Source organism: Streptomyces sp. NPDC058864 (assembly GCF_042742985.1).
Classification (GTDB): domain Bacteria; phylum Actinomycetota; class Actinomycetes; order Streptomycetales; family Streptomycetaceae; genus Actinacidiphila.
Genome location: NZ_JBHYMQ010000060.1, coordinates 20,235 through 45,064, shown reverse-complemented (window position 1 = coordinate 45,064; position 24,830 = coordinate 20,235). Strand labels below are relative to the sequence as shown.

Here is a 24,830-nt window from a genome sequence, read left to right as displayed (position 1 = left end):
GCAGCGCCGGCGGGCAGTCGGGACGGATCGCCAGGGCCCAGCGTGCGTAACCGGGCAGCGGCTGCTCGCGGTCGGCCCCGGCCACCACCGCCCAGTCGTTCCGGCCCACCAGCAGCGCGGCGGCGCGGCCCTGGGACATGCCCGTCACGGCACGCAGCGCGGCGGTCAGCTCCTCCGGGCCGGACGGCAGCCAGAGTTCCGGCGGCGGATGACCCGAAAGGTCCGCGGGCACCTTCACGCGGCGGGAGCGGCCCGGTCCGTACGGAACGCCGTTGAGGATGTCGTACCGTACGCGGTCGTCGGCCCGCCAGTGCTGGTACACCAACGAGTTGATCCGCGGATCGTCCTCCTGGAGCATCCACCAGAGCACCGACGCCGGCAGGCTGTGCCACAGCGTGCCCCACATCGGCTTCTGCGGGGGCTTCGCGGCCCCCGCCGGATCCTCCTCCGGGACCCCCGTCCGGCTCCGCGCACGCGCGGCGGACTCCGGGTCGACGAGACCCAGCAGGAAGCCCAGTTCGCCGGCGGACACCGCCTCGTTCAGCATGCCGCGATCTTCTCACCCGCCACCGACACCGGGCGACTCAGATTCCGCGGCGCAGCACCCCGTCCAGAACGGCCGACCACTCGCGCACGATGCCCGCGCGGCGCGCGCCGTCGTCGCTCAGCAGGTTCGCCAGCCCCAGCCCCCGCGCCATGTCGAGGGTGGCCTGCACGGTCTCCCGGACCCCGGTCACCGACTCGTCCGCGCCGAGCATCTCGACGGCCAGCCGGTGCGCCTCCCGGCCGATCCGGCCCTCCAGCGCCGTCACCCGGGGCCGCAGTTGCTCCTCGTTGGCCGCCGCCACCCACAAGTGCAGCGCAGCCCGGAAGATCGGCCCCGTGTAGAGGTCGACGACCATGCCGACCACGGCGTGCGTGCGGGGCACGCCCTCGCGGGGGAGGGCGTGCGCGTGCTCCCGCAGGGCGATCAGCCACTGCTCGGCGACGAACTCGATCGCCCCGGTGAACAGGTCCTCACGGGTGGGGAAGTGGTGCTGCGCCGCGCCCCGCGACACCCCTGCCCGCTCGGCGACCACCGTCACCGTGCTGCCTCCCCAGCCGCGTTCGGCCAGGCATGCGACGGCCGCCTCCAGCAGCCGCTGCCGGGTGGCGCGGCTGCGGTCCTGCTTGGGCGTACGGGCGGTGGCGCTCACAGCGCCCATGGCGCGGCCCGCCGTTCGAGGAACGCCCGCATCCCCTCCGCCGCCTCGGGTGAGCCGAAGAGCCGGGCCGACTGCTCGGTCAGCGCCGTCGCGTCCCGGTCGAAGACGCGCAGCACGGCGGCCGTCGTCAGCGCCTTGGACTCGGCGAGCCCCTGCGGCGACGCCGCGCGCAGCCCGGCGAGGATGCCCTCCAGGGCCTCCTCCGGCGCGGCCACCAGGCCGGTGCGGACGGCCTCCGCGGTGTCGAAGACCTCCCCCGTCAGGTAGTGGCGGGCGGCGGCCCGGGCGTCCATGCGCGGCAGCACCGTCAGCGAGATCACGGCGGGGGCGAGGCCGAGCCGCGCCTCGGTGAAGGCGAAGCTCGCCCCCGGCCCCGCCACCGGGACGTCACAGGCCGCCAGCAGCCCGAGGCCGCCCGCGCGCACATGACCCGTCACGTGCGCCACGACCGGCTTGGGCAGCTCCACGACCGCCCGCAGCAGCGCCACGAGCCGCCGCGGCCCCTCCGGCGACGCCGCCTCCTTCAGGTCCGCGCCCGCGCAGAAGGTGCCGCCGGTGTGCGTGAGCAATACCGCCCGCGTGGCCGGGTCCTTGCCGGCCCGGGCCAGCGCGTCGGACAGCTCGTCGACCATGCGTGCGGAGAGCGCGTTGCGGTTGTGCGGGGAGTCCAGCGTCAGCGTGGTGATCCCCCGGTCGTACGCGCTCCGCACGCAGGGTGCCGCGGCGTCGTCGGTCATCAGGTGGTTCCCCTTTCCCGGGCGCGCAGTTCGCGCCGGAGGATCTTGCCGCTGGCGGCCCTCGGTATCGCGTCGGTGAACTCCACGCGGCGCACCTTCTTGTACGGGGCGACCTGCGCGGCCACGTGCGCGATCACGTCGTCCGCGGTGAGGGCCGAGCCCTGCTGCGGTACCACGTACGCCTTGGGGATCTCGTTGCCGTCCTCGTCCACCACGCCGATGACCGCGGCGTCGGCCACCCGCGGGTCGGCGAGCAGCACGGCCTCCAGCTCTGCGGGCGGCACCTGGTAGCCCTTGTACTTGATCAGCTCCTTGACCCGGTCGACGACGTGCAGCCAGCCGTCGGCGTCCACCCGGCCGACGTCGCCGGTGTGCAGCCAGCCGTCCTCGTCGATCATGGCGGCGGTCTCCTCGGGCCGCCCCAGGTAGCCCTTCATGACCTGCGGACCGCGGATGTGGATCTCCCCGGAGCCGTCGGTGTCCTCGTCGGTCGCGTCCTCGTCGAGCGGCACGATGCGCATCTCGGTTCCGGGCAGCAGCTTGCCGACCGCACCGGGCGGCGCGTCGCGGGCGTCCAGCGGCACCACGTGCGTGCCGGGGGAGAGTTCCGTCATCCCGTACGCCTGCAGGATCGGCGGCAGCCCCAGCCGCTTCGAGCAGGCCTGGGCCAGTTCCGCGTCGAGCGGCGCCGCCGAGCACAGCACGTACTCCAGCGAGCTCAGGTCGTGCGCGGCGACGGCCGGGTGCTTGGCGAGCGCCAGCACGATGGGCGGGGCCACGAACAGCCCCTGCACCCGGTGCGTGGCCACCGCTTTCAGGAACTGCTCCAGGTCGAAGCGCGGCAGCACGACGACGGTGGCGCCCTTGCGCAGCGGGGCGTTCATGAGCGCGGTGAGCCCGTAGATGTGGAAGAACGGGAGCACGGCCAGGATGCGGTGCCCGGGACCCATCGCCAGCGTCGGGTCCAGCTGGGCCAGGTTGGTGGCGATGTTGCGGTGGGTCAGCATCACGCCCTTGGGCACGCCGGTGGTGCCCGAGGAGTACGGCAGCGCGGCCACGTCCTCGCCCGGGTCGAAGACGATCTCCGGCTCGGGGGCGGTGGAACCCAGCAGGTCGAGGACCGAACGGTGGCCCTCGGCGCTGTCGCAGACCAGGATCTCCCGCACGCCGCCCGCCTGTTCGGCGGCCTTGCGGGCGGTCTCCAGCAAGGGCGAGACGGTGACGATCCACGAGGCGCCGCTGTCCCGCAGCTGCCGGGCGAACTCCTCGGCGGTGGCGAGCGGATGCACCGTGGTGACGGCCGCGCCGGCGCGGGTGGCCCCGTAGAAGACCGGCGGGTAGGCGATGGTGTTGGGGCTGTGCAGGGCGAGGACGTCACCCTTGCGCAGCCCCGACTCCGCCAGTGCCGCTGCGATACGGCGGGTGAAGGAGTCGAGCTGCGCGTAGGTGAGCGTCGTGCCCTCCACCCCGTCGACGAGCGCGGGCCGGTCGCCGAACTCGGCGGCGTGGCCCAGTACGGCCTCGTGGATCGGCAGGTCGATGGCGGGAACCGCGGGGTACTCGCTGTGGAACACGGCCGGCTGTGCCATGGCCGTTCCCCCCTCCTCGGTAGGACGTGCTCAGTGCTCAGTAGGACTTGGGCAGACCCAGCGTGTGGTGCGAGACGTAGTTGAGAATCATCTCCCGGCTGACCGGCGCGATGCGACCCACGCGTGAGGCCGTCAGGAGGGAGGCCAGCCCGTACTCGGCCGTCAGGCCGTTGCCGCCGAGGGTGTGCACGGCCTGGTCGACGGCCTTCGCCCCCGCCTCGGCCGCCGCGTACTTCGCCATGTTCGCGGCTTCGCCGGCCGCCGTGTCGTCCCCGCCGTCGTACAGGAACGCGGCCTTCTGCATCATCAGCCGGGCCAGTTCCAGCTCGATGTGGGCCTGCGCCAGCGGGTGGGCGATGGCCTGGTGCGAGCCGATCGGGGCCTTCCACACCTGCCGTGTGCGGGCGTAGGCCACGGCGGCGTCGAGCGCGAAGCGGCCCATGCCGATCGAGAAGGCGGCCGTCATGACGCGTTCGGGGTTGAGGCCCGCGAACAACTGCAGCAGCCCCGCGTCCTCGTCGCCGACGAGGGCGTCGGCGGGCAGCCGTACGTCGTCCATGTAGATGTGGAACTGCTTCTCTGGGGCCGACAGTTCCATGTCGATCGGCCGGAACTCGAAACCGGGCGTCTCGCGCTCCACGACGAACAGGCACGGCTTGAGCCTGCCCGTGCGCGCGTCCTCGGTGCGGCCGACGATGAGCGTCGCGTCGGCGATGTCGACGCCGGAGACGAAGACCTTGCGGCCGGTCAGCAGCCAGTCCGAGCCGTCCCGGCGGGCCGTCGTGGTCAGCCGGTGCGAGTTGGAACCGGCGTCGGGCTCGGTGATGCCGAAGGCCATCCGGGTGGAACCGTCGGCGAGCCCGGGCAGCCACCGGCGCTTCTGCTCCTCGGTGCCGAAGCGCGCGATGACCGTGCCGCAGATCGCGGGGGAGACGATGAGCAGCAGCAACGGGCAGCCCGCGGCGCCCAGTTCCTCCAGCACGATGGAGAGCTCGGCCAGGCCGCCGCCCCCGCCGCCGTGCTCCTCCGGCAGGTTGACACCGAGGTAGCCGAGCGAGCCGGCCTCCTGCCACAGCTTGTCGGTGTGCCGCCCCTCGCGCACGGCGTCGAGGAAGTAGGAACGCCCGTAGCGGCGGCCCAGGTCGGAGACGGCCTTGCGCAGCGCGCGCCGCTCCTCGCTCTCCAGCAGGACGTTGTCGAAGGTGCCGGTCGGTCCGTTCACGGCGGGCGTGGCGCTCAAGGGGATTCCTCTTCCTGGACGACGGCGAGTACGGTGCCGACGTCGACCTGGCGGCCGGCCTCGGCGTGCAGTGCGGTGAGCACTCCGTCCGCCGGGGCGGCGACGCGGTGCTCCATCTTCATGGCCTCCAGCCACAGCAGCGGCTGCCCGGCCGCGACCTTGTCGCCGACGGCGACGTCCGCGACCCGGACCACCGTCCCCGGCATCGGGGCCAGCAGCGAGCCGGGCGCGAGCTGGGCCTCCGGGGCGGGGAAGCGGGGGAGCGCGGTGAAGCGGTGGGAGGCCGACGCGCCGTCGACGCACACCTCGTCCCCGTAGACCGCCACGTCGAAGGCGCGGCGCACCCCGGCGACCTCCAGCACCACCCGCTCCGGCGTCCGCTCCAGCACACGCACGTCCGGGTGGCCCTCGGCCGTCAGTCCGTCGCGGCCGAGCCGGTAGCGGACCTCGTACTCGGCGCCGCCCGGCTCGGCCCGGTAGCTCTTGGACTGCGGTGCCGACGCCAGGTTGCGCCAGCCGCCCAGCGGGTGCCGGCCGCAGGCGTCGGCGAGCGCTGCGGCCAGGGCCGCCAGTCGCGCGGCGCCCCCGTTCCCGGCGGGCGCCGGGCCGAGTCGGTCCAGGAAGGCCGTGGACAGCCGCCCCGCGGCGAAGTCCGGGTCCCGCAGCACCCGTACGAGCAGCTCGCGGTTGGTCACCAGACCGTGCACGCGGGCCCGCTCCAGGGCGCCCGCGAGCAGCCGCAGCGCCTGCGGGCGGGTGGCGGCGTGGGCGACGACCTTGGCGAGCATCGCGTCGTAGTGCACGCCGATCCGGTCGCCGTCGCCGAAGCCCGCGTCCACCCGCAGCCCCGGCGCCCGCGGCAGCCGGAAGCGGTGCAGGACGCCGGTCTGCGGCTGCCAGTCGCGGGCCGGGTCCTCCGCGTACAGCCGGGCCTCGACCGCGTGACCGGAGGGCGCCGGGGGAGCGGCGGGAAGTCTTCCGCCCTCGGCGACGTCCAGTTGCAGCGCGACGAGGTCCACACCGAAGACGCACTCGGTGACCGGGTGCTCCACCTGGAGGCGGGTGTTCATCTCCAGGAAGTACGGCCGGCCGTCCGGCGAGACCAGGAACTCCACCGTTCCCGCGCCGACGTAGCCGATGGCCCGCGCCGCGGCGTCGGCCGCCTCGTGCAGGGTCCGGCGCAGCACGTCGGTGATGCCGGGCGCCGGGGTCTCCTCGATCACCTTCTGGTGGCGGCGCTGCACCGAGCAGTCCCGCTCCCCGAGCGTCCACACGGTGCCGTGGGTGTCGGCCAGCACCTGCACCTCGATGTGCCGCCCGTCCTCGACGTACGGCTCGAGGAACACCTCGCCGTCCCCGAAGGCGGACAGCGCCTCCGCGCGGGCGGCGGCGAGCTCCTGCTCGAGGGCGGCCGCCTCCCGGACGACGCGCATGCCGCGCCCGCCGCCGCCCGCCGCCGCCTTGACCAGCACGGGCAGGTCGTCCGGTCCGGCCTCCAGCACCGGGACACCGGCCTCGGCCATCAGCCGCTTGGCCCGGGTCTTGGAACCCATCGCCTCGATGGCCTCCGGCGAGGGCCCGATCCAGGTCAGGCCCGCCGCGATGACGTCCCTGGCGAAGCCGGCGTTCTCCGACAGGAACCCGTAGCCGGGGTGGACGGCGTCCGCGCCCGCCGCGAGGGCGGCCTTCACGATGAGGTCGCCGCGCAGATAGGTGTCGGCGGGCGCGTCCCCCGGCAGCCGCACGGCGGCGTCCGCCTCCCGTACGTGCGGGGCGGTCGCGTCCGCGTCCGAGTGGACGGCGACCGTGGCGATGCCCAGGTCGCGGCAGGTGCGGAAGACACGGCGGGCGATCTCGCCGCGGTTGGCCACCAGCACTGATGCGATCACGGTCAGGTGCTCCTCACATCCGGAAGACGCCGAAGCCGCCGCGGGCGCCCTCGACCGGTGCGCTGTGGACGGCCGACAGGCACAGGCCGAGCACCGTGCGGGTGTCGCGCGGGTCGATCACCCCGTCGTCGTACAGCCGCCCCGACAGGAACATCGGCAGGGACTCGGACTCGATCTGCTGCTCCACCATCGCGCGCAGCCCCGCGGCGGCCTCCTCGTCGAAGGGCAGGCCCCGGGCGGCCGCCGACTGCCGTGCCACGATGGACAGCACGCCCGCGAGCTGCGCGGGGCCCATGACGGCCGACTTGGCGCTCGGCCAGGCGAACAGGAAGCGCGGGTCGTACGCCCGGCCGCACATGCCGTAGTGCCCGGCGCCGTAACTCGCGCCCATCAGCACCGAGATGTGCGGCACCCGCGAGTTGGACACCGCGTTGATCATCATGGCGCCGTGCTTGATGATGCCGCCCTGCTCGTACTCGCGGCCCACCATGTAGCCGGTGGTGTTGTGCAGGAACAGCAGCGGGATGTCGCGCTGGTTGGCGAGCTGGATGAACTGCGCGGCCTTCTGCGACTCGGCGCTGAACAGCACGCCCTGCGCGTTGGCGAGGATCCCGACGGGGTAGCCGTGCACCCGCGCCCAGCCGGTCGCCAGGCTCGGCCCGTACAGCGGCTTGAACTCGTCGAACTCCGAGCCGTCCACGACCCGCGCGATGACGTCCCGCGGGTCGAAGGGGGTCTTGAGGTCGGCCGGGACGATGTCCAGCAGCTCGTCCTCGTCGTACCGCGGCGGGTCGTAGGCGGCGGCCGGGGCGGGGCCCTGCTTGCGCCAGTTGAGCCGGGCGACCACCCGGCGGGCGGTGCGCAGCGCGTCGGGCTCGTCCAGCGCGAAGTAGTCCGCGAGCCCGGAGACGCGGGCGTGCATGTCGGCCCCGCCCAGCGACTCGTCGTCGCTCTCCTCGCCGGTGGCCATCTTCACCAGCGGCGGGCCGCCGAGGAACACCTTGGAGCGCTCCTTGACCATGATCACGTGGTCGGACATCCCGGGGACGTACGCGCCGCCGGCCGTCGAGTTGCCGAACACGACGGCGACGGTGGGGACACCGGCCGCCGACAGCCGGGTCAGGTCGCGGAAGAGCGCGCCGCCCGGGATGAAGATCTCCTTCTGGCTGGGCAGGTCCGCGCCGCCCGACTCCACGAGGTTCACCAGCGGGAGCCGGTTGGTGAGCGCGATCTCGTTGGCCCGCAGGGCCTTCTTCAGCGTCCACGGGTTGCTCGCCCCGCCGCGCACCGTGGGGTCGTTGGCGGTGATCACGCACTCGGTGCCCTCGATCACGCCGATCCCGGTCACCAGTGACGCGCCCACCGGGTAGTCGCTGCCCCAGGCCGCGAGCGGCGACAGCTCAAGGAACGGGCTGTCCTGGTCCAGCAGCAGCTCCACCCGCTCCCGCGCGGTCAGCTTCCCCCGCGACCGGTGCCGGTCCACGTACTTGGGGCCGCCGCCGGCGAGCGCCTTCTCGTGCTCGGCCGCCAGTTCGACCAGGCGCTCCAGCATGGTCGTACGGTTCTCGGTGTTCACGCCGTTCCTCCCTCACCCGGCTCGCGCCCCGCACCCGGAGGCCCCGCGAACGCCTGGGCGATGTCCAGCCAGCGGTCGGCGTCCGCGCCCTCGGCGCGCACGGCCAGGTCGGCACGGTGCCGGCGGCGGGTCGCCAGCAGGCACAGGTCGAGCGCCGGGCCCGTGACGCGCTGCGCGGCGGCCTGCGGGCCGTACGTCCACAGCGTTCCGTCGGGGGCGGTCAGCTCGACCCGGAACTCCCCGGCGGGCGGGGTCAGCTCGTTGACGAAGTACGCGTAGTCGCGGGCCCGTACGGCGATCCGCGCCACGTGCCGCAGCCGCGCGGTCGGCGCCCGCCGAACGCCGAGGGCGTCCGCGACGTCCTCGCCGTGCGCCCAGCTCTCCATGAGCCGGGCCGAGGCCATGGACGCGGCGCTCATCGGCGGCCCGAACCAGGGGAAGCGCGTCCCGGGCGGCTGCGCCCGCAGCGCGGCCTGCAGTTCCGCCCGCCCCGAACGCCAGTGCGCGAGGAGTTCGGCGGGCGGGAGCGCCGCGCCCTCCTCGGCGCCGTCGTCGACGAAGGTGCCGATCGCGGCGGCGGCCTTCTCCACCACGGAGCCGAAGCCCTCCGGGTCGGTGACCGCCAGCACGGACTGCCGGTCGGTCCAGGCCAGATGGGCGATCTGGTGGGCCACCGTCCAGCCGGGGGCGGGCGTCGGTGCCGCCCAGGCGTCCTCCGGCAGCGGGGCGACCAGGGCGTCCAGGCCCTCGCTCTCGTCCCGGAGGTCGTCCAGTACGGGTGTGGGGTCGGACAAGGGTCCCCCTGAATGACGCAGCGTCAGCGAAGCCGTGCGCGTCACAGGCTGGCACCGCGACCGGAAACAATCAAGCGTGCTTGCATGATTTTTCGCACGGGCCCCGCGCGGCGGGGCGGTCACCTCCTGGTTGACTGCTCCGGGCCGCCCCGGAGACCCCGGGACCGCGCCCGACGGCCCACCGGACAACCCGAGGTTCCATGCACGCCCTGCCACCGCTGCTCGCCGGTTTCGTCCCCATATGGGCACTCAGTGCGGCGGGTTACGTGGTCGGCCGTACCGGACTGCTGGGACCGCAGGCGGAGTCCGTGCTCGGACGGTTCGTCTTCCACGTCGCGATGCCGGCCGCCCTGTTCACCATGGTCGCCGGAACACCCCTGGACGCCTTCGGCAACACGTCCGTGATCGCCTTCGCGGCCGGTACGGTCCTGGCCTGCCTGCTCGGGTTCGCCCTCAGCCGGTGGCTCTTCGGACGGAGTCTGCCGGACCAGGCGATCGGCGGCATGGCGGCCGGATACGTCAACTCCGCCAATCTGGGCATCCCGGTCGCGGTGCAGATCCTCGGGGACGCCTCCTTCGTCGCCCCGGTGCTGCTGTTCCAGGTGCTGCTGGTCACCCCGGTGATCCTCACCGTCCTCGACGCGGGCACCGGTGGTGCCGCCGGGCGGAGGCGGGGAGGTGCCGGGCTCGCCCGGCTGCTCCTGGTGCCGCTGCGGACCCCCGTCATCCTGGGGGCCGCCCTCGGCTGCGTCGTTTCCGCGGCCGGCTGGCGGCTGCCCGCCGCGCTCGGTCACTCGGTCGGGCTGCTCGGCGGCGCCGGTGTGCCGACCGCCTTGATCACCCTCGGCATGTCGCTGCACGGCCGCCCGCCCGCCCGCCACCGGCACCGCGTTCCGGGCGGAGGTCGGTGCCACCGTCCTCATCAAGACCCTCGTCCAGCCCCTGGCCGCGTTCGCGGTCGGCAGCCTCGTCCTGCACCTTCCGGCGCATCAGCTCTTCGCGGTGGTGATCCTCTCCGCGCTGCCGAGCGCCCAGAACGTCTTCGTCTACGCCCGTCAGTACGACCTGAGCACGGCCCTCGCGCGCGACGCGGTCATGCTCTCCACGCTGCTCTCGATGGCGACGCTCTCCGCCGCCGCCTGGATCCTCGGTCCCCCGCACGGCTAGGCACTGCCGTCGACCGCCGCGCACATGGAGCGGGGGAACCGGTGACGCCGCGGCCCGCGCGCTGCCACCCTCGTGGGATGGAAGGTGTCGTGATCCGCCCGGCCCGCCCGGAGGAACTGCCGTTCCTGGACGCGCTGGTCCTGCGGTCGAAGTCGCACTGGGTGGACGGCCGCGTGGCGGACGTCCCCGATGTGACGCCGAAGCTCACGGTGGCGGACATCGACTTCCGGCACGCCACCGTCGCGGAGAAGGACGGCGTGCCCGTCGGCCTCTACACCCTCAACGAGCACCAGGACTATCTGGGGATCGGGCTGCTGTTCGTCGACCGCCCGTTCATCGGAGCCGGGGTCGGGCGCCTGCTGTGGGGCCACTTGGTGCGGCGGGCGGTCGCGCTGGACGCGCGTCTGCCCGGGGTCGGTGCGGAGCCGCGCGCGGAGGGCTTCTACCTGCGGATGGGCATGGCCAGGCGGTACGAGTTCGAGCACCACGGTGAGCGCCTGGTCTGGATGGTGGGCGAGGTCGCCGCGCTGGCGGGCTGACCGGCCCGCGACGATGGGGCGCCTCCCTGGAGGCGCCCCACCGCGGGGAACGGGTGCGTCAGGCTCGCGCGGCCCGCCGGGCCAGCAGGGCGTCCCTGCGCTCCTCGAACTTGCGGGCCTGGCTGTCGAGCTCGCCCATGAAGAAGCCCAGTTCCTCCTGCGCCTTCAGGCCCTCGGGACCGAGCCCCGAGGTCTCCAGCACCTTCAGGTGCCGCAGCACGGGCTGGAGCACGTCGTCGTGGTGGATGCGGAGGTTGTAGATGCCGCCGATGGCGATCCGGGCCGCGGAGCGCTCGAAGCCGGGCATCCCGTGTCCCGGCATCCGGAAGCCGACGACCACGTCACGGATCGCCTGCATCGTCTGGTCCGGCGCCATCTGCAGCGCCGCCGCCAGCAGATTGCGGTAGAAGACCATGTGCAGGTTCTCGTCGGTCGCGATGCGCGCCAGCATGCGCTCGCACAACGGGTCGCCCGACTCGCGGCCGGTGTTGCGGTGCGAGATGCGGGTGGCCAGTTCCTGGAAGGCGACGTACGCCACCGAGTGCAGCATGCTGTGCCCGTTGTCGGACTCGAAGCCGTCCGACATGTGCCGCATGCGCAGCCGTTCCAGCTCCACCGGGTCGACGGCCCGCGTGGTGAGCAGGTAGTCGCGCATGACGATGGCGTGCCGGCCCTCCTCCGCGGTCCAGCGGTGGACCCAGGTGCCCCAGGCGCCGTCCCGGCCGAAGAGGGTGGCGATCTCGTGGTGGTAGCTGGGGAGGTTGTCCTCCGTGAGCAGGTTGAGCACCAGCGATATCCGGCCGATCTCGGTGACCTTCGACTGCTCGGGCGCCCAGGCCTCGCCGCCCATCACCCCGTCGAAGTCACGGCCCTGGCTCCACGGCACGTACTCGTGGGGCATCCACTCCTTGGCCGCCGTCAGGTGACGGTTGATCTCGGTCTCGACGACCTCTTCCAAGGCGTACAGCAGCCTGGTGTCGCTCCATGCTTCCGATCCTGTGCTCTGGGACGGGGCAATGGTCACGCTGGGCTCCTGGGGGATCGCTGAGGGTGCCTACGGAATCGTAAGTTACGAAACCGTAGGTTAGGTGACACTCAAAAGGCAACCCGCCGTCAGGCGTACAGCTCCCGCAGGCGAACGGACAGGCAGGTCACACATCCCTCGAGCTTCTCGAACTCGCCGATGTCCACCAAAACGGGCTCATATCCCAGGTCGCCCAGGAGTTCCGCGCTGCGCGGCGCGCTCGCCGCCATCAGCAGCCGGCCGCCTCCGAGCAGCACCACATGAGCGCCCTGCTCCTCCGGCACCGGCAGGAACCGCGCAAAGACCGACGGTTCGTCAACCAGCGGCGGATACCCGATGACCGTGCCGTCGGGCAGCGCAGTCACCGCCGACTTCAGGTGCAGCACCTTGGTGACGGGCACGGCGACCACCCGTGCCCCCAGCGGCTCGAACGCCGACCGCAACTGCCGCACCCCCTCGGCGTCGGTCCGCCCGCCCCGGCCCACGTAGACGGTGTCCCCCGCCTTGAGGACGTCCCCGCCGTCCAATGTGCCCGGTTCGCGCACCCGGTTGACCGAGAGCCCCAGCGCGGTGACCGCCTCCTCGGCCCCGGCCGTCTCCGGACGCCGGGACACGGCACCGGACCGGGCGAGCAGCGCGACGTTGCGGAAGACGACCACCGCGTCCTCCACGAAGACCGCGTCCGGGCAGTCGTCCGCCGCCGGCACCTCCACCGTCTCCCAGCCGTGGGCGCGCAGCGCCGCCACGTACCCCTCCCACTGACGCGCTGCGAGCCCGGCGTCGACGGGGGAGCGCTCGAGGTGGGTGACCAGCCCCTCGGCGAGGCGCGGACCCGGACGGCGGACGAGGACCTTCTTGCTCGGCATGGGACGTTCCCTCCCTGGGTCGGGGACGGCCGGCGGCCGTCCCGGGCGCCGCCGCCGGGCTGCGGGACGCGGTCCGCCGGGGCGATAGCATCGGCAGCCTGATGAGTGCCACTCTTGTCGTCAAGGATCTTGCCGCCGGCCACGGGGACCGTGTTCTGTTCTCCGGCCTCGACCTCGTCGTCGCCCCCGGCGACGTCGTCGGTCTGGTCGGGGCCAACGGTGCCGGGAAGTCGACGCTGCTGCGCATGCTCGCGGGCCTGAGCGCTCCCGAGCAGGGGGAGCTGCGGCTCAGCCCGCCCACCGCGACCGTCGGCCACCTCCCGCAGGAGCCCGAACGCCGCCCGGACGAGACCGTACGGGCCTTCCTCGCCCGGCGCACCGGAGTGGCCGCCGCCCAGGCCGCGCTCGACACCGCCACCCAGGCGCTGGTCGACGGGACGCCCGGCGCGGACGACGCCTACAACGACGGCCTGGAGCGCTGGCTCGCCCTCGGCGGCGCGGACCTCGACGAGCGGGCCGAGGAGGTGGGCGAGGCGCTCGGCCTCGGCGTCGGTCTCGACATGCCCATGATGGCGCTCTCCGGCGGGCAGGCCGCCCGCGCCGGTCTGGCGTCCCTGCTGCTGAGCCGCTACGACGTCTTCCTCCTGGACGAGCCCACCAACGACCTCGACCTGGACGGCCTGGAACGCCTGGAGACCTTCGTCAGGGGCCTCAAGGCGGGCACCGTCCTGGTCAGCCACGACCGCGAGTTCCTGATCCGCACCGTCAACCGCGTCGTCGAACTCGACCTGGCCCAGCAGCAGGTCAACACCTACGGCGGCGGCTACGCCTCCTACCTGGAGGAGCGCGAGACCGCCCGCCGGCACGCCCGCGAGGCGTACGAGGAGTACGCCGACACCAGGGCCGGCCTCGAGTCGCGCGCCCGCATGCAGCGCAACTGGATGGAGCACGGCGTCCGCAACGCCCGCCGCAAGGCGACCGACAACGACAAGATCGGCCGCAAGCTGCGCGCCGAGTCCACCGAGAAGCAGGCCGCCAAGGCCCGGCAGACCCAGCGCATGATCGAACGCCTCGACGTCGTCGAGGAGCCCCGCAAGGAGTGGGAGCTGCGCATGGAGATCGCCGCCGCGCCCCGTGCGGGCGCGGTCGTCGCCACGCTGCGCGGGGCGGAGGTCCGCCGCGGCCCGGAGTTCACCCTCGGACCGGTCGACCTGCAGATCGACTGGGCCGACCGGGTCGCCATCACCGGCGCCAACGGTTCCGGCAAGTCGACCCTCCTGGCCGCGCTCCTGGGCCGGGTGCCCCTCGACGCGGGCGCGTCCCACCTCGGCCCCGGCGTCGTCGTCGGCGAGGTCGACCAGGCCCGCAAGCTGTTCCTCGGCGGCGAGTCGCTGCTGGACGCCTTCGGCGCCGAGGTCCCGGACACCTCCCCCGCCGACGTCCGTACCCTGCTGGCCAAGTTCGGCCTCAAGGCCGCCCACGTCCTGCGCCCCGCCGCTACCCTCTCGCCGGGCGAGCGCACCCGGGCCGCCCTCGCCCTCCTGCAGGGCCGCGGCGTGAACCTCCTCGTCCTCGACGAGCCCACCAACCACCTCGACCTGCCCGCCATCGAACAGCTCGAGTCCGCCCTCGACTCCTACGACGGCACCCTGCTGCTGGTCACCCACGACCGCCGCATGCTGGAGGCCGTCCGCACCACCCGCCGCATCCGCGTCGACTCCGGGCGCGTCACCGAGCACTGACGCCGGGCCCGCGGCCGCGCCCGGAACCCCCTCCCATGGGAAGATCGGCACCGTGACCGGGGTTGAATGGACGACCTGTGGTCAGTCCGCGCCGCCCCGAAACGAGGAGATACCCACGTGAGCATCTACGACATCCCGCTGCGCACCCTCACCGGTGAGCCCGCCTCCCTCGGCGACCACCGGGGCAAGGCCCTGCTGATCGTCAACGTGGCCTCCAAGTGCGGTCTGACCCCGCAGTACGAGGGCCTGGAGCGGCTGCAGAAGCGGTATGCCGACCGCGGGTTCACCGTCCTGGGCTTCCCCAGCAACCAGTTCGCGGGCCAGGAGCCGGGCACGGCCGAGGAGATCGCGACCTTCTGCTCCGCGACCTACGGCGTGAGCTTCCCGCTCTACGAGAAGTCCGACGTCAACGGTGACCAGCGGCACCCGCTGTACGCGGCGCTGACCGAGACCGCCGACGCCGAGGGCCAGGCGGGCGACGTCCAGTGGAACTTCGAGAAGTTCCTCGTCGGCGCCGACGGCCGGGTCGCCGGCCGGTTCCGCCCCCGTACCGAGCCCGAGGCGGACGAGATCGTCGCCGCCATCGAGGCGCAGCTCCCCGCTTGAGCCTGCGCGCGGCTCTGACCCGCCTCGCCGTGCCGGCCGTCGTGGCCGGCACGGCGGCCGCGGCCCCCTGGGCGCCGTCCGCGCTGCCCGACCGCATGGCGGACACCGGCGGCGGCACCCAGCTGATCACCGCGGTCGCCGCCTCCCCGGAGGCCACCACCGGGACGCTGACCTGGTGGGACCGCCGCGACGGCCGCTGGGTCGCCGCGGGTTCCGCACCCGCCCGCTTCGGCGGGGGCGGCCTCGTCGAGGGCCGGACGCGGGTGCAGGACACCTCGACCACCCCGACGGGGCTGTACGACCTCCCGTTCGCATTCGGCACCGAGCCGCCGCCCTCCGGGACGACCACGCGGTACCTGCCGGTCACCGAGGACTCCTGGTGGTGCCAGGACAACGCCTCGGACTCCTACAACCGCTGGGTCGAACCCCTGCCCGAGGACTGCGCCCCCGAGGAGTCCGAGCACCTCGCCGACTTCGGCCGGCAGTACGCGCACGCCCTGGTCATCGGCTTCAACTACCGCGAGCCGGTCCGCGAACGCGGCGCCGGTATCTTCCTCCACGTGAACGGCCGATCCGCCACGGCGGGTTGCGTCTCGGTCCCGGCGGACGCCATGCGCCGCGTCCTGGCCTGGGCCGACCCCGGCCGCCACCCCCACATCGTGATCGGCACGGAGTCGGGCCCGACGTCGGTCACGCGGTACTAGGCGAGGGGGCGCGCCCCCGTCACCCGGAAGCCCGGCCCGGCGATCCTCGCGGGCACTGCCGGGAGGTGTCCCCGCGCGACGGTGCAGCGCAGCGCGGGGAGTCGTCGTCGGCCCCGGGCCGCGCCCCGGGGCCGGAGTGTTCGAGGCCAGGGGAGGGCATGGGACGCCAGGGCCCAGGGCCGTACCGGGACGCACTCGGCCGATAGGGTGAGTAGGGGGAGGCGACGGCCCGACACCCCGTTGGCCTGCGTCTTTTCCCGACGTCGAGATCGTTCTCGTCCCGTGAGGATGCCCGTGCTGCTCCGTGGCCCCGGCCGCCGAACCGTCGCCCTGCCGTCCTGGCTGGCCCATCCGCTGCGCTGGCAGCGGGGGCCGGTGCCGTGGCCGGCCGTGCTGCGCGGGGCACTGGCGGCGGGGCCGCTGCTCGCGTTGGGGATCGGGCTGGGACGCGTCGAGATCGGGGTGCTGGCCGGGCTCGGCGCGCTGTTCGCGGGCTTCAACGACCTCCCCGGCACCCGCAGGACGGGCGTCGTCCACATCGGGCTGCCCGCGCTTGTCGCCACGCTCGGCGTGCTGGTGGGTGCCGTGACGCAGAACGCCCTGACCGGCTGGTGGGTGCTGCCGGTGCTGTTCGCGGCGGGGGCGGCGTCGGGCGCGGTCAGCGTGGTCGGCCCGGTCTGTTCGCGGGCCGCCATGCAGGGGCTGGCCGCCACCGTGATCGGGATGGGACTGCCGTTGCCCGGCGGACCCGGCTACAAGGCGCTGTGCTTCCTCGCCGGGTCGGGCTGGCTGCTCCTGCTGCGGCTCGTCCTGCGCCCGCCGCGTCCGGCGGGCGGCGCGCTGGACGGCGAGCGCGCCTCGCTGGCCCGGATCTTCGACGCCCTCGCGGACGCCCTCGACTCCGTCGGCGGCCCCGGCGCCGAGGCTGCGCGGCGGCGGCTCAGCGCCGCCCTGGACCGCGGCGACGAGGCCGTCCGGTTGCGCCGGCTCAGCCGGCGGGTGCTGGGTGTGTCCGCGAGCCCCGAGGAGTTGCTGCTCGCGGAGCGCTTCGGCGTGGCCACCGAGCTGACGGACGCCGCCGCGGCCCTGCTGTGGGAGGCCCGGCCGCTGCCGCCCGGCACCGGCGACGGTCCGCGGCGGCTCGCCGGGGCCCTGCGGACCGGAGCGCCGCCCGGTCCGCTGCCGGCGCGCGGGACGGCCACCCCGGGCCGCGCCGCGTTCGACGCCATGATGCTGCACGCCTCCGCCGTCTTCGCCCGCACGGTGCCCGACACGGACCGCCCCGAGGACGCCGCCCCGCTCCCCGCCCGCGGGTCGGTGCCGATGCTGCGGCGCCGCGTGCTCGGACCCGTGGGCCGCGAGTACGGACTCAAGGTCGCGGTCTGCGTTACCGCCAGTGCGGCCGTGGCCCTGGCCCTGCGCGCGGACCACTGGTACTGGCTGCCGCTCACGGCCGCGTTCCTGGTGAAGCCCGACATCGGCCCGCTGTTCTCCCGGGTCGTCAACCGCTTCCTCGGCACGGCGCTCGGCGTACTGGTCTTCGCGGCGCTCGCCGCGCCCCTGGGCGGCGGGATCTGGTGGACCGCGGTCTGCGCCTCCGTGGCGGGGGCGCTCCTCCCGTTCGCGGCCCGCCACTTCGCACTGCAGACCACCGCCGTCACGATCATGGTGCTGGCGTTCGTCTGGGCCGGCGGCGACACCCAGGCGGCCCTGTCCCGGCTCCTGGACACCGCGATCGCCTGCGCGATCGTCGTCGTCGTGGGCCACCTCCCACGGCTCACCGACCCCACGGCACGGGTCGGCCACCTGCTGGCCGTGGCCCAGCGGCGCACGCGGGACTACCTCGACCACGTCCTGACCGCGCCCGCCGGCGAGCGCCCCGAGGAACGCAGGGTGCTCCGCCGGGCGGCCTACAGCGCACTCGGGCAGGCCCGTGTCGCCGCCGAGACCCTCGCCGCCGAGCTGCCCTCCCGGCACGGCGGCAACGGCGACTGGTTCCGGGTGGTCGCCGCCTCCGAGCGGATCGTCGACGCGACCACCGCCTGCGTCCTCCGGATGGAGCAAGGCGCCCCGCGCCCCTCGGCCCGCGAGGGAGCTCAGGTGGTCGCCGCGCTCACGGCGGTGGCCGACACCCTGGACGGCCGGGCCCCCGTCACGGGTCCCCCGGCGCTCCCCGTGGCCCCCGAGTGCGAGACCATCGCCGACGTCGTCGCCGAGTTGCACTTCATCCGCGGCATCGTGGCCGGCCTGCCCGTACCCGCGCGGGGCGGGCGCGGCGCACCGCACCCCGTCGCGACCGCCGCGGCCGGAGGCCGGGAGCGCCGGGAGTCAAGGGCGGACAATCGTCGCGATCAAGACGGGTGAGGGGCTAAGGTCGGGCCAGTCGGCGACACCGGGAGGTTGACGAGGTGGCCGTATTCCTGCTCGGGGTGGGGGCTGCTTGCTGTCTGGGGCTCGGCTTCGTACTCCAGCAGCTGGCCGCCCAGCGCGCTCCGCTGTCCGACTTCCTCTCCTTCAGACTGCTGCTGGACCTCATGCGGATGCCGCAGTGGCTGCTCGGCGTCTTCCTGATGATCTGCGGCATGCTGCTCAGCGCCCTCGCGCTCACCAAGGGCGAGGTCTCCCTCGTCGAGCCGCTGACCGCGACCAACCTGCTCTTCGCGATGGCGCTCTCGCGCCGCCTCACCGGTCAGAGACTCGGGTGGCACGGGTGGTCGGGCGTGGCGCTGCTGGCGCTCGGCGTCACGGCCTTCATCGTGGCCGGCCGCCCCTCCGGCGGCGGTCCGCTCGCCGGGGCGCTGCGCCACTGGCTGGTGGTCGGCGTCGTCGTCGGCCTGGCGCTGCTCCTGGTGGCCTGCGCCAGGCGGCTGCGGCCGTCGCCCGAGGCAGCGGTGCTGGCGCTGGCCGCGGGCCTGCTCTACGGCCTCCAGGACGCCCTGACCCGGATCTCCGGTCAGGTCGCCCAGGACGAGGGCGTCGGCTCACTGTTCGTGCACTGGCAGCCGTACGCGGTCGTCGTGATGGGCCTGACCGGGCTGATGCTCGTGCAGAGCGCCTTCGAGACGGCCCCGCTGCGCATGTCGCTGCCCGCGCTGACCGCCGCCCAGCCGCTGGCCGGGATCGCCTGCGGCGTCGGCTTCCTCGGCGACCGGGTACGCGTCACGCCCGGCGCGCTGGCCTGGGAGGCGGCGGGGCTCGCCGCGATCGCCGTGGGCGTCGTGCTGCTGGGCCGGCACCCGGCGATGCCGTGCGCGCACGGCACGTCCCGGAAGGACACGTCCGGCGTCGGCGGAACCGGCGAGGAACCCGTCAGGGTCGTCCGCTGACCCGCTGACCCGCTGACCCGCTGACCCGCTGACCCGCTGACCCGCTGACCCGCTGACCTCGCCCATTCCGGTCGCCCGGCCCGCTCACCCCGTGAGCAGCCGGGCGACCGTCGCGATCGGCGGCCACGACCACTGACCGGCGCGCGCCACGAGGAAGTGCCGCCGCGTGCCGACCAGAGGGTCCAGCGGACGGGTCACCACGTCCTCGCGCTGCCGCTCGACCCCTGACTCGGCGAGCAGCGCCACACCGAGCCCCGCCCCGGTGAGCAGGTTCACCAGGTGCAGGCTGTCGACCCGGTGCACGATCCGCGGGGTGAAGCCGGCCATCGCGCACACCCGCTGCACCAGTTCGTCGTCGTCGCTGCCGCGCGAATTGGTGATCCACCCCGCGCCGGACAGCCTGCTCAGCCCGGACAGCGGCACCGGCCCGTCCGGCCCCGGGGCGCTGGGGTGCCCGGCCGGCAGCAGGAGCACCATCGGTTGCGTGGCGAACTGCCGGGCGCTGAGGCCGTCCGGCACCGGGCGCGGCACCAGGCTGTAGTCGTAGACGATGCCGAGGTCGACGTCCCCGGACAGCAGCAGCGCGAGGGTCTGCTCCGGCTCGTGCTCGTACAGCTGCACCTCGACGCGCGGGTGCTCGGCGCGGAGCCGGCCGAGCGCGGGCACGACCGTGGGCTCGACCGCGCTGACGAAGCTCGCCAGCCGCACCCGGCCGGCAGGGCCGGACGCCCCGCGCAGCTCGGCCCGGGCCTCCTCGACCGCCGCGAGGATCCCCACGGCGTGTGCGACCAGGCGCTCGCCCGCCGGTGTGAGCCGCACCCGGCGGCCGACCGGGGTGAGCAGCCGTGTGCCGACCTCCTGTTCCAGGACGGCGAGGTGCTTGGAGACCGCCGAGGTGCCGTACCCGGTGCGCTCGGCGACGGCGGCCATGGTGCCCAGGCGGCTCAGCTCGACCAGCAGGCGCAGGCGGCCGAGGTCGGGCAGCTGGTCGGACGCGTCGATCATCCACCGATCGTAAACAATGCGTCCGCCAATGACTCGTGGACAGAAACAACGGACTCCGTGTCCAATGGGTCCCGTGTCCGAGCCGCATACTTTTACGACCCACCGCATACCTGGTGCCGTGCTGATCCTGGCCGCGATGACGGTGCTCCACACCGGCAGTGCCCTGACGACGGAACTCTTCGACGACATCGGCCCGGCCGGCACCACCTGGCTGCGCGTCGGTTTCGCCGCGCTGCTGCTGCTCGCCTTCACCGGCCGTTCGCTGTGGCCCGCGCTGCGCGCCGCCCCGCGCCGTGACCTGGCGGCGGTCGTCCTGCTCGGCGCGGTCAGCGGTGCCATGATGCTGCTCTTCTCGGAGGCCGCCGCTCGGATCCCGCTGGGCACCGCGACCGCGCTCGAGTTCCTCGGGCCGCTCGCCGTCGCCGTCGCCTCCCTGCGGCAGCGCCGCGAACTCGCCTGGCTGGTGCTCGCGGCGGCGGGCGTCCTGTGCCTCACCTCCCCGTGGCAGGGCGGCGCCGACCTGGCGGGCGTCCTGTTCGGGGTGGCCTCCGGCGCGTGCTGGGCGCTGTACGTGATCGGCACCCAGCACGTCGGCAGCCGTTTCCCGGCGCAGCACGGCCTCGCCGTCTCCCTCGGCGTGGCCACGGTCTTCACCGCGCCCTTCGGGGTTCCGGGCGTGGTCTCGGGCGCCACATGGGCGGTCGTCGCGGCGGTCGCGGGCATCGCCGTCCTGATGCCGCTGGTGCCCTTCCTGCTGGAGATGAAGGCCCTCCAGCGGATCGGCAAGACCGCCTACGGCACGCTCGCGGGCATGGAACCCGCGGTCAGCCTGCTCGCGGCGCTGGTGCTGGTCTCCCAGGTCCCGACCGCCCTTCAGGCGGTGGGGACGGCCCTGGTCGTGGTCGCGGGCATCGGCGCCGCCCGCGGCGAGAAGCGCGCGGCGGACCGCTCCGCCCGCGAGGTCACCCGCGGCGAACCCGCCGCCCCCGCCCCCGCCGCCCCCGCCCCGGCCGCCCCCGCCCCCTGACCCGGTGCCGCCTGCGGGGGCCCGCCGCGCGACGAACCCGACCGCAGCGTGGTCTCCAGGGCTCTCCCGTGCAGGCGACGGGGGCCAGGCACGCCCCGCACGGCGCTGTCGCCGAGGTCGCCCGGGCGGTCGGCAGCGCTCGGCAGGGGAGCGGCAACGCCACCGGGGCTGCCGTCGTCCTCGTCGCGTGTCCTGCCGCGCTCCCGATGGACCGCGTCATCGCCCATGTCCGCCCCGGCCACCGGGCTCGGGGCACGTGGCGGCCGGCGCCACCGCCTCAGTTCTTGCCGAAGTGTTCCAGCGGGAAGCCGCCGTTGCCCAGGACGCGGTGGGTGAGGGCACCCGCGAGTGTGGTGAGGCGGTCGACGGCGGCGGCGCCGAGGTGCTCGTAGGGGGCGCGGTCGAGGCGGTCGGTCACGCCCTCGATCTCGCGGCGCAGTTCGACGCCGCGGTCGGTGAGGTCGCCCGCTGCGTCGAGCAGGCCGCGCTCCCGGAGCCGGTCCTGGGCCGAGGTCCAGTCCTGGGCGGACCAGCCGCGGCTGCGCTGCACGAAGCCCGGGGTGAAGCCCTTGCCGGTGGCGGTGTGCGTCACCAGGGCCTCCAGTCCGCCCAGGCCCGCCGCGGCGAGGGCCGCGAGATGACCGTCGCCCCGGTGCTCGCGCAGCAGGGTGGCCGCGTGCCAGAGCGCGAGGTGGGGCCGCTCCGGCACCGGCAGGTCCGCGTTGGCGGCGTAGAGGGGCCTGGCCTCGCGGGTGCAGGCCTCGGCGGCGCGCAGTGCCAGGCACGCGGCGTCGGCGAGGTCGGCGGAGGCGATGACCTCCGGGCCCAGCAGCCGCGTCAGTACGGCGTCGGCGACACGCAGCCGGGTCTCGACCACGGCTTCCGGGCTCGCGATGTCCCAGGCGCGCGGGATGACCGGGGCGATGATCGCGTGGTTGAAGTTGTAGAAGGTGGCGGTGACCGTCCCCGCCGCGACGGCGCCCAGCGGGGCGGCCCGCCCGGCGAAGTAGGCCATGGCGCCGCGCTCCAGGCCGAGTGCTGTGAGTTCGTGGCCGTACTCGGGTGAGAAGTACACGACCGAGTGCAGGGGGTTGAGGGCGTTGTGGCAGCGCCGGCCCGCGCGCGGTTCCAGCGCGGGAACGGGGACGGTGGCGGTCATGGCAGCAGGTTACCGACCGGTCGGCATGTCGCCGAGGCCTGCACCGCCGAAACACCGATTCCGTCGTGCGAACGGCCAGAGCCACCGATTTCGCGGAATGTATGGCGGCCGGCCGCTGATCTGGCTAGTCTCGGCGCCCAGTAGCCGCGATTCCTCGGAGGCCCAGCTCGTGCCAGCCCCCGGCCGCACCCTCCCCGTGACCGAGCGCACCCGCCACCGCCGTCTCCGTGAGCAGGGCAGTGTCTCCCGCGACGACCTGGACGCCGTGCTGGGCGCGGGCTTCGTGTGCCACCTCGCCGTCCTCGTCGGCGGCACGCCGATGGCCGTGCCCACCGCGTACGGCTACGACACCGCCGCAGGCACCCTCTACCTGCACGGTTCCGTGGCGAGCCGCAGCCTGCGCCCGGCCCCGGGCGCCCCGGTGTGCGTCACGGTGACCCATGTGGACGGCCTGGTCCTGGCCCGTTCCGTCTTCGAGCACGGCGTCAACTACCGCAGCGCGATGGTCCTCGGGACGCCCCGCACCGTGACCGATCCCGAGGAGAAGCTGCACGGCCTGCGCGTGCTGAGCGAACAGTGCGTCCCGGGGCAGTGGGACCACGCCCGCCGGCCGGACCGTCGCGAACTCGCCGCGACGACGCTGCTCGCGCTGGCCACCGACGAGGCCTCGGTCAAGCTCCGCTCCGGCCCGCCCGACGACGGCAACGGGCCCGACGCCGCGCTGCCCGTGTGGGCGGGCGTCCTGCCGCTCACCACCGCGTGGGGCACCCCCGTCCCCGACCCCGCCCTGCGCGACGGCGTGCCGCTGCCACCGCACCTGGCGGACCTGGTCGGGCCTGTCGCCGGATGAGCTCCCCCAGCCGGCGCCGGGAGATGCCCCGGCGCGGTGCCTCGCAAGGGTGAGAGTCATCCGCTTCTGGGACACTCGGACGATTCGACAACGCGGGGGTGGGCAGGTGACGACGTGGCCTAGCGTCCCGTCGTCCATGTGAAGCGGGGCTCGCGGCCCTCCAGGAACGCGGCGACGCCCTCCGCCGTCTCGGCGCTGCCCTCCGCCTGGCGGGCCCAGTACCCGACCCGCGCCGGGTCGGGGCCGGGCGCGGTGAACTCCTTGGCCGCCGCCTGCGTCAGCAGCGACCGGGAGGCCAGCACCCCGGCGAACTCCTCGACCCGCTTGTCGAGCGCGTCCTCCGCCAGCACCTCGTCCACCAGCCCGGTGCGCAGCGCGCGTTCGTGGTCGATCAGCTCCGCGGAGAACAGCAGGTGCTTCGCCGTCGACGGTCCGACCAGGTCCGTCAGCCGCCGGGTGGAGGACGCCGGGTAGACGATGCCCAGCCGTGCCGGGGTGACCCCGAAGCGCGCGCCCTCCGCGGCGAACCGCAGGTCGCAGGCGGCCGCGAGCTGGCAGCCGCCGCCGACGCAGAAACCGCGGATCGCGGCCAGTGCGGGCTTCGGGAACGCCGCGAGCGCCTCCTCCGCTCCCACGGCCGCGCTCTGCGCCGCGCCGGAACCGCTCGCCGGGTCGCGCAGGTCGGAGATGTCCGCGCCGGCGCAGAAGGTGCCGCCCGCCCCCGTCAGCACCAGGACGCGCACGGCCGGGTCCGCCGCGAGCCCGTCGAGCAGGCGGGGCAGTTCCCGCCACATCGCGAGGGTCATCGCGTTGCGCTTGGCCGGATTGCTGATCGTCACGGTGGCGGTGGCGCCCGCCGTGTGCACCACCAGGCCCGGCCCCGACGGCTCGGACATGCCCGCATCCCTCATCTCGTCGTGGTCCCGGCCGGCGGAGATGGCGCAGGCCGCCGGACGGGGATCCTATCCCGGTCCGTGCCACGGCAAATCGGGTATATGAGCAGTAGCTCCCGACTGGCTCCCGACGCGCGCAAGGAGGCGGCGGCCATGGCCCCGTTCAAGGGACGCAAGAAGCATCCGGAGCCCCCGGAGGCCGGGATCAAGCGCAGCTTCGGCTGGGTCGCCGCCCTCGGCGCGGTCCTGGTCGTGGGCGGCCTGGTCGGGCTGTTCTACGTGGGCTTCGCGACCATCACCTCGATGCTGCTCTTCGGCTGGCTGCTGCTGGTCGGCGGTGTCGTCGGCCTGGTCCAGGCGGTGCAGAACCGCAACACCAACTTCTTCTGGCTCGCCCTGGTCGTCGCGGCCCTCTACATCGCCGCCGGGGTCGTCGTGATCCGCAACCCCGAGCAGACCGCGGCCGCCCTCACCATGTTCGCGGCGCTGCTCTTCCTGACCGGGGGGATCTTCCGCCTCTTCGGCGGGATGGTGGTGCGCGGGCCGCACATGGTGTGGACGCTCATCCAGGGCGCCATCGGCATCCTGCTGGCGATCCTGGTCCTGGCCGACTGGCCGCAGAGCAGCGTCTACGTCATCGGGGCCTTCTTCTCGCTGGCGCTGCTCTTCGACGGACTCGGGCTGCTCGGCGCGGGTCTCGGTGGCCGGCGGATCGTCGGAATGGTCGCCGATGCCCGGGACGCCCCGCTGACGCGTCAGTGAAGCGGAAAGGCCGGATCAGTAGGGCTCACTGGACTGACATGTCCGATCGCCTTGGGTCGGACGTGGTCGAAAGCTGCGGATTTACGGTCAGCGGCTCGGGGTGAGCCCCTCGCCTGCCGACACTCGATCC

General features: G+C 74.1%; 22 protein-coding genes and 1 pseudogene. 11 read left to right on the top strand and 12 right to left on the bottom strand.

Annotation, left to right across the window (positions count from 1 at the left end; all coding sequences use genetic code 11):
* Positions 1-584 precede the first annotated feature (584 nt).
* Genes ACFW3D_RS32385 through ACFW3D_RS32355 form a run of 7 tightly spaced genes read right to left on the bottom strand, consistent with a single transcriptional unit; the run spans position 585 to position 9,030 of the window.
* Positions 585-1,205 (bottom strand): TetR/AcrR family transcriptional regulator, encoded by a 621-nt coding sequence (locus tag ACFW3D_RS32385; protein WP_500510292.1) that lies wholly within the window; start codon positions 1,203-1,205, stop codon positions 585-587.
* Positions 1,193-1,942 (bottom strand): enoyl-CoA hydratase family protein, encoded by a 750-nt coding sequence (locus ACFW3D_RS32380; RefSeq protein WP_500510290.1) that lies wholly within the window; start codon positions 1,940-1,942, stop codon positions 1,193-1,195. Before ACFW3D_RS32380 ends, ACFW3D_RS32385 begins: the two co-directional genes overlap by 13 nt.
* On the bottom strand, positions 1,942-3,531 hold the full coding sequence (locus tag ACFW3D_RS32375) for a 4-coumarate--CoA ligase family protein (RefSeq protein WP_500510288.1): 1,590 nt from the start codon (positions 3,529-3,531) through the stop codon (positions 1,942-1,944). Before ACFW3D_RS32375 ends, ACFW3D_RS32380 begins: the two co-directional genes overlap by 1 nt.
* 37 nt (positions 3,532-3,568) lie before the next feature.
* Entirely contained in the window at positions 3,569-4,753 is a 1,185-nt protein-coding gene (locus ACFW3D_RS32370) for an acyl-CoA dehydrogenase family protein (RefSeq protein ID WP_500510324.1), read from the bottom strand.
* Between the two features lie 14 nt (positions 4,754-4,767).
* The gene (locus tag ACFW3D_RS32365) at positions 4,768-6,660 is read right to left on the bottom strand and encodes an acetyl/propionyl/methylcrotonyl-CoA carboxylase subunit alpha (RefSeq protein ID WP_500510286.1); all 1,893 of its coding nucleotides are present in this window, start codon (positions 6,658-6,660) and stop codon (positions 4,768-4,770) included.
* 13 nt (positions 6,661-6,673) lie between these two features.
* Complete coding sequence (locus ACFW3D_RS32360) at positions 6,674-8,212, bottom strand: acyl-CoA carboxylase subunit beta (protein WP_500510322.1); 1,539 nt, start codon at positions 8,210-8,212, stop codon at positions 6,674-6,676.
* A 20-nt stretch (positions 8,213-8,232) separates the two neighbouring features.
* Positions 8,233-9,030 carry a TIGR03084 family metal-binding protein gene (locus ACFW3D_RS32355; RefSeq protein WP_500510284.1) on the bottom strand — a complete coding sequence of 266 codons (798 nt, stop codon included), beginning with the start codon at positions 9,028-9,030 and terminating at the stop codon, positions 8,233-8,235.
* A 200-nt stretch (positions 9,031-9,230) separates the two neighbouring features.
* Between ACFW3D_RS32355 and ACFW3D_RS32350 the strand changes: the two are divergent.
* The 3 genes and pseudogenes from ACFW3D_RS32350 to ACFW3D_RS32340 all read left to right on the top strand — a co-directional run.
* A pseudogene (locus tag ACFW3D_RS32350) lies at positions 9,231-9,602 on the top strand (AEC family transporter); the annotation flags it as partial.
* Between the two features lie 349 nt (positions 9,603-9,951).
* Positions 9,952-10,197 (top strand): AEC family transporter, encoded by a 246-nt coding sequence (locus ACFW3D_RS32345; protein ID WP_500510320.1) that lies wholly within the window; start codon positions 9,952-9,954, stop codon positions 10,195-10,197.
* A 77-nt stretch (positions 10,198-10,274) separates the two neighbouring features.
* Positions 10,275-10,736 (top strand): GNAT family N-acetyltransferase, encoded by a 462-nt coding sequence (locus ACFW3D_RS32340; RefSeq protein WP_500510318.1) that lies wholly within the window; start codon positions 10,275-10,277, stop codon positions 10,734-10,736.
* 58 nt (positions 10,737-10,794) lie between these two features.
* Here ACFW3D_RS32340 and ACFW3D_RS32335 read toward each other — a convergent pair whose 3' ends face one another.
* Entirely contained in the window at positions 10,795-11,760 is a 966-nt protein-coding gene (locus ACFW3D_RS32335) for an acyl-ACP desaturase (RefSeq protein ID WP_500510282.1), read from the bottom strand.
* Positions 11,761-11,849: 89 nt separating this feature from the next.
* On the bottom strand, positions 11,850-12,626 hold the full coding sequence (gene ddaH / locus ACFW3D_RS32330) for a dimethylargininase (RefSeq protein ID WP_500510280.1): 777 nt from the start codon (positions 12,624-12,626) through the stop codon (positions 11,850-11,852).
* Between the two features lie 101 nt (positions 12,627-12,727).
* On the opposite strand from ddaH, the gene ACFW3D_RS32325 reads away from it, so the two are divergent.
* The 5 genes from ACFW3D_RS32325 (at position 12,728) to ACFW3D_RS32305 (ending at position 19,004) form a co-directional block, all read left to right on the top strand.
* A complete protein-coding gene (locus ACFW3D_RS32325; protein ID WP_500510278.1) occupies positions 12,728-14,368 on the top strand; it encodes an ABC-F family ATP-binding cassette domain-containing protein in 1,641 nt (546 codons plus the stop codon).
* Positions 14,369-14,485: 117 nt separating this feature from the next.
* Positions 14,486-14,974 carry a glutathione peroxidase gene (locus ACFW3D_RS32320; protein ID WP_500510276.1) on the top strand — a complete coding sequence of 163 codons (489 nt, stop codon included), beginning with the start codon at positions 14,486-14,488 and terminating at the stop codon, positions 14,972-14,974.
* A complete protein-coding gene (locus tag ACFW3D_RS32315; protein ID WP_500510274.1) occupies positions 14,971-15,678 on the top strand; it encodes a L,D-transpeptidase family protein in 708 nt (235 codons plus the stop codon). Before ACFW3D_RS32320 ends, ACFW3D_RS32315 begins: the two co-directional genes overlap by 4 nt.
* Before the next feature lie 288 nt (positions 15,679-15,966).
* Complete coding sequence (locus ACFW3D_RS32310; protein WP_500510316.1) at positions 15,967-18,042, top strand: FUSC family protein; 2,076 nt, start codon at positions 15,967-15,969, stop codon at positions 18,040-18,042.
* A 44-nt stretch (positions 18,043-18,086) separates the two neighbouring features.
* Positions 18,087-19,004, top strand: coding sequence for a DMT family transporter (locus ACFW3D_RS32305; protein ID WP_500510272.1), 918 nt, complete (start codon positions 18,087-18,089; stop codon positions 19,002-19,004).
* An 84-nt stretch (positions 19,005-19,088) separates the two neighbouring features.
* Here the strand turns inward: ACFW3D_RS32305 and ACFW3D_RS32300 are convergent, their stop codons facing one another.
* The gene (locus ACFW3D_RS32300; RefSeq protein ID WP_500510270.1) at positions 19,089-20,009 is read right to left on the bottom strand and encodes a LysR family transcriptional regulator; all 921 of its coding nucleotides are present in this window, start codon (positions 20,007-20,009) and stop codon (positions 19,089-19,091) included.
* Positions 20,010-20,127: 118 nt separating this feature from the next.
* On the opposite strand from ACFW3D_RS32300, the gene ACFW3D_RS32295 reads away from it, so the two are divergent.
* Entirely contained in the window at positions 20,128-21,036 is a 909-nt protein-coding gene (locus tag ACFW3D_RS32295) for an EamA family transporter (RefSeq protein WP_500510269.1), read from the top strand.
* Positions 21,037-21,313: 277 nt separating this feature from the next.
* Here the strand turns inward: ACFW3D_RS32295 and ACFW3D_RS32290 are convergent, their stop codons facing one another.
* Positions 21,314-22,195, bottom strand: coding sequence for an SCO6745 family protein (locus ACFW3D_RS32290; RefSeq protein WP_500510267.1), 882 nt, complete (start codon positions 22,193-22,195; stop codon positions 21,314-21,316).
* Positions 22,196-22,391: 196 nt separating this feature from the next.
* On the opposite strand from ACFW3D_RS32290, the gene ACFW3D_RS32285 reads away from it, so the two are divergent.
* Positions 22,392-23,045 carry a pyridoxamine 5'-phosphate oxidase family protein gene (locus tag ACFW3D_RS32285; protein ID WP_500510264.1) on the top strand — a complete coding sequence of 218 codons (654 nt, stop codon included), beginning with the start codon at positions 22,392-22,394 and terminating at the stop codon, positions 23,043-23,045.
* 119 nt (positions 23,046-23,164) lie between these two features.
* On the opposite strand, the gene ACFW3D_RS32280 is transcribed toward ACFW3D_RS32285, so the two are convergent.
* Positions 23,165-23,941 (bottom strand): enoyl-CoA hydratase/isomerase family protein, encoded by a 777-nt coding sequence (locus ACFW3D_RS32280; protein ID WP_500510262.1) that lies wholly within the window; start codon positions 23,939-23,941, stop codon positions 23,165-23,167.
* Between the two features lie 150 nt (positions 23,942-24,091).
* Between ACFW3D_RS32280 and ACFW3D_RS32275 the strand changes: the two genes are divergently transcribed.
* On the top strand, positions 24,092-24,700 hold the full coding sequence (locus ACFW3D_RS32275; protein WP_500510313.1) for an HdeD family acid-resistance protein: 609 nt from the start codon (positions 24,092-24,094) through the stop codon (positions 24,698-24,700).
* The last annotated feature ends 130 nt before the right edge of the window (positions 24,701-24,830 follow it).

What these genes read in the sequence shown, in the direction of transcription:
- ACFW3D_RS32385 (WP_500510292.1), bottom strand. Translation starts at nt 1,205, where the DNA reads ATGGGCGCTGTGAGCGCCACCGCCCGTACGCCCAAGCAGGACCGCAGC.
- ACFW3D_RS32380 (WP_500510290.1), bottom strand. Translation starts at nt 1,942, where the DNA reads ATGACCGACGACGCCGCGGCACCCTGCGTGCGGAGCGCGTACGACCGG.
- ACFW3D_RS32375 (WP_500510288.1), bottom strand. Translation starts at nt 3,531, where the DNA reads ATGGCACAGCCGGCCGTGTTCCACAGCGAGTACCCCGCGGTTCCCGCC.
- ACFW3D_RS32360 (WP_500510322.1), bottom strand. Translation starts at nt 8,212, where the DNA reads ATGCTGGAGCGCCTGGTCGAACTGGCGGCCGAGCACGAGAAGGCGCTC.
- ACFW3D_RS32340 (WP_500510318.1), top strand. Translation starts at nt 10,275, where the DNA reads ATGGAAGGTGTCGTGATCCGCCCGGCCCGCCCGGAGGAACTGCCGTTC.
- ddaH (WP_500510280.1), bottom strand. Translation starts at nt 12,626, where the DNA reads ATGCCGAGCAAGAAGGTCCTCGTCCGCCGTCCGGGTCCGCGCCTCGCC.
- ACFW3D_RS32325 (WP_500510278.1), top strand. Translation starts at nt 12,728, where the DNA reads ATGAGTGCCACTCTTGTCGTCAAGGATCTTGCCGCCGGCCACGGGGAC.
- ACFW3D_RS32310 (WP_500510316.1), top strand. Translation starts at nt 15,967, where the DNA reads ATGCCCGTGCTGCTCCGTGGCCCCGGCCGCCGAACCGTCGCCCTGCCG.
- ACFW3D_RS32300 (WP_500510270.1), bottom strand. Translation starts at nt 20,009, where the DNA reads ATGATCGACGCGTCCGACCAGCTGCCCGACCTCGGCCGCCTGCGCCTG.
- ACFW3D_RS32290 (WP_500510267.1), bottom strand. Translation starts at nt 22,195, where the DNA reads ATGACCGCCACCGTCCCCGTTCCCGCGCTGGAACCGCGCGCGGGCCGG.
- ACFW3D_RS32280 (WP_500510262.1), bottom strand. Translation starts at nt 23,941, where the DNA reads ATGTCCGAGCCGTCGGGGCCGGGCCTGGTGGTGCACACGGCGGGCGCC.
- ACFW3D_RS32275 (WP_500510313.1), top strand. Translation starts at nt 24,092, where the DNA reads ATGGCCCCGTTCAAGGGACGCAAGAAGCATCCGGAGCCCCCGGAGGCC.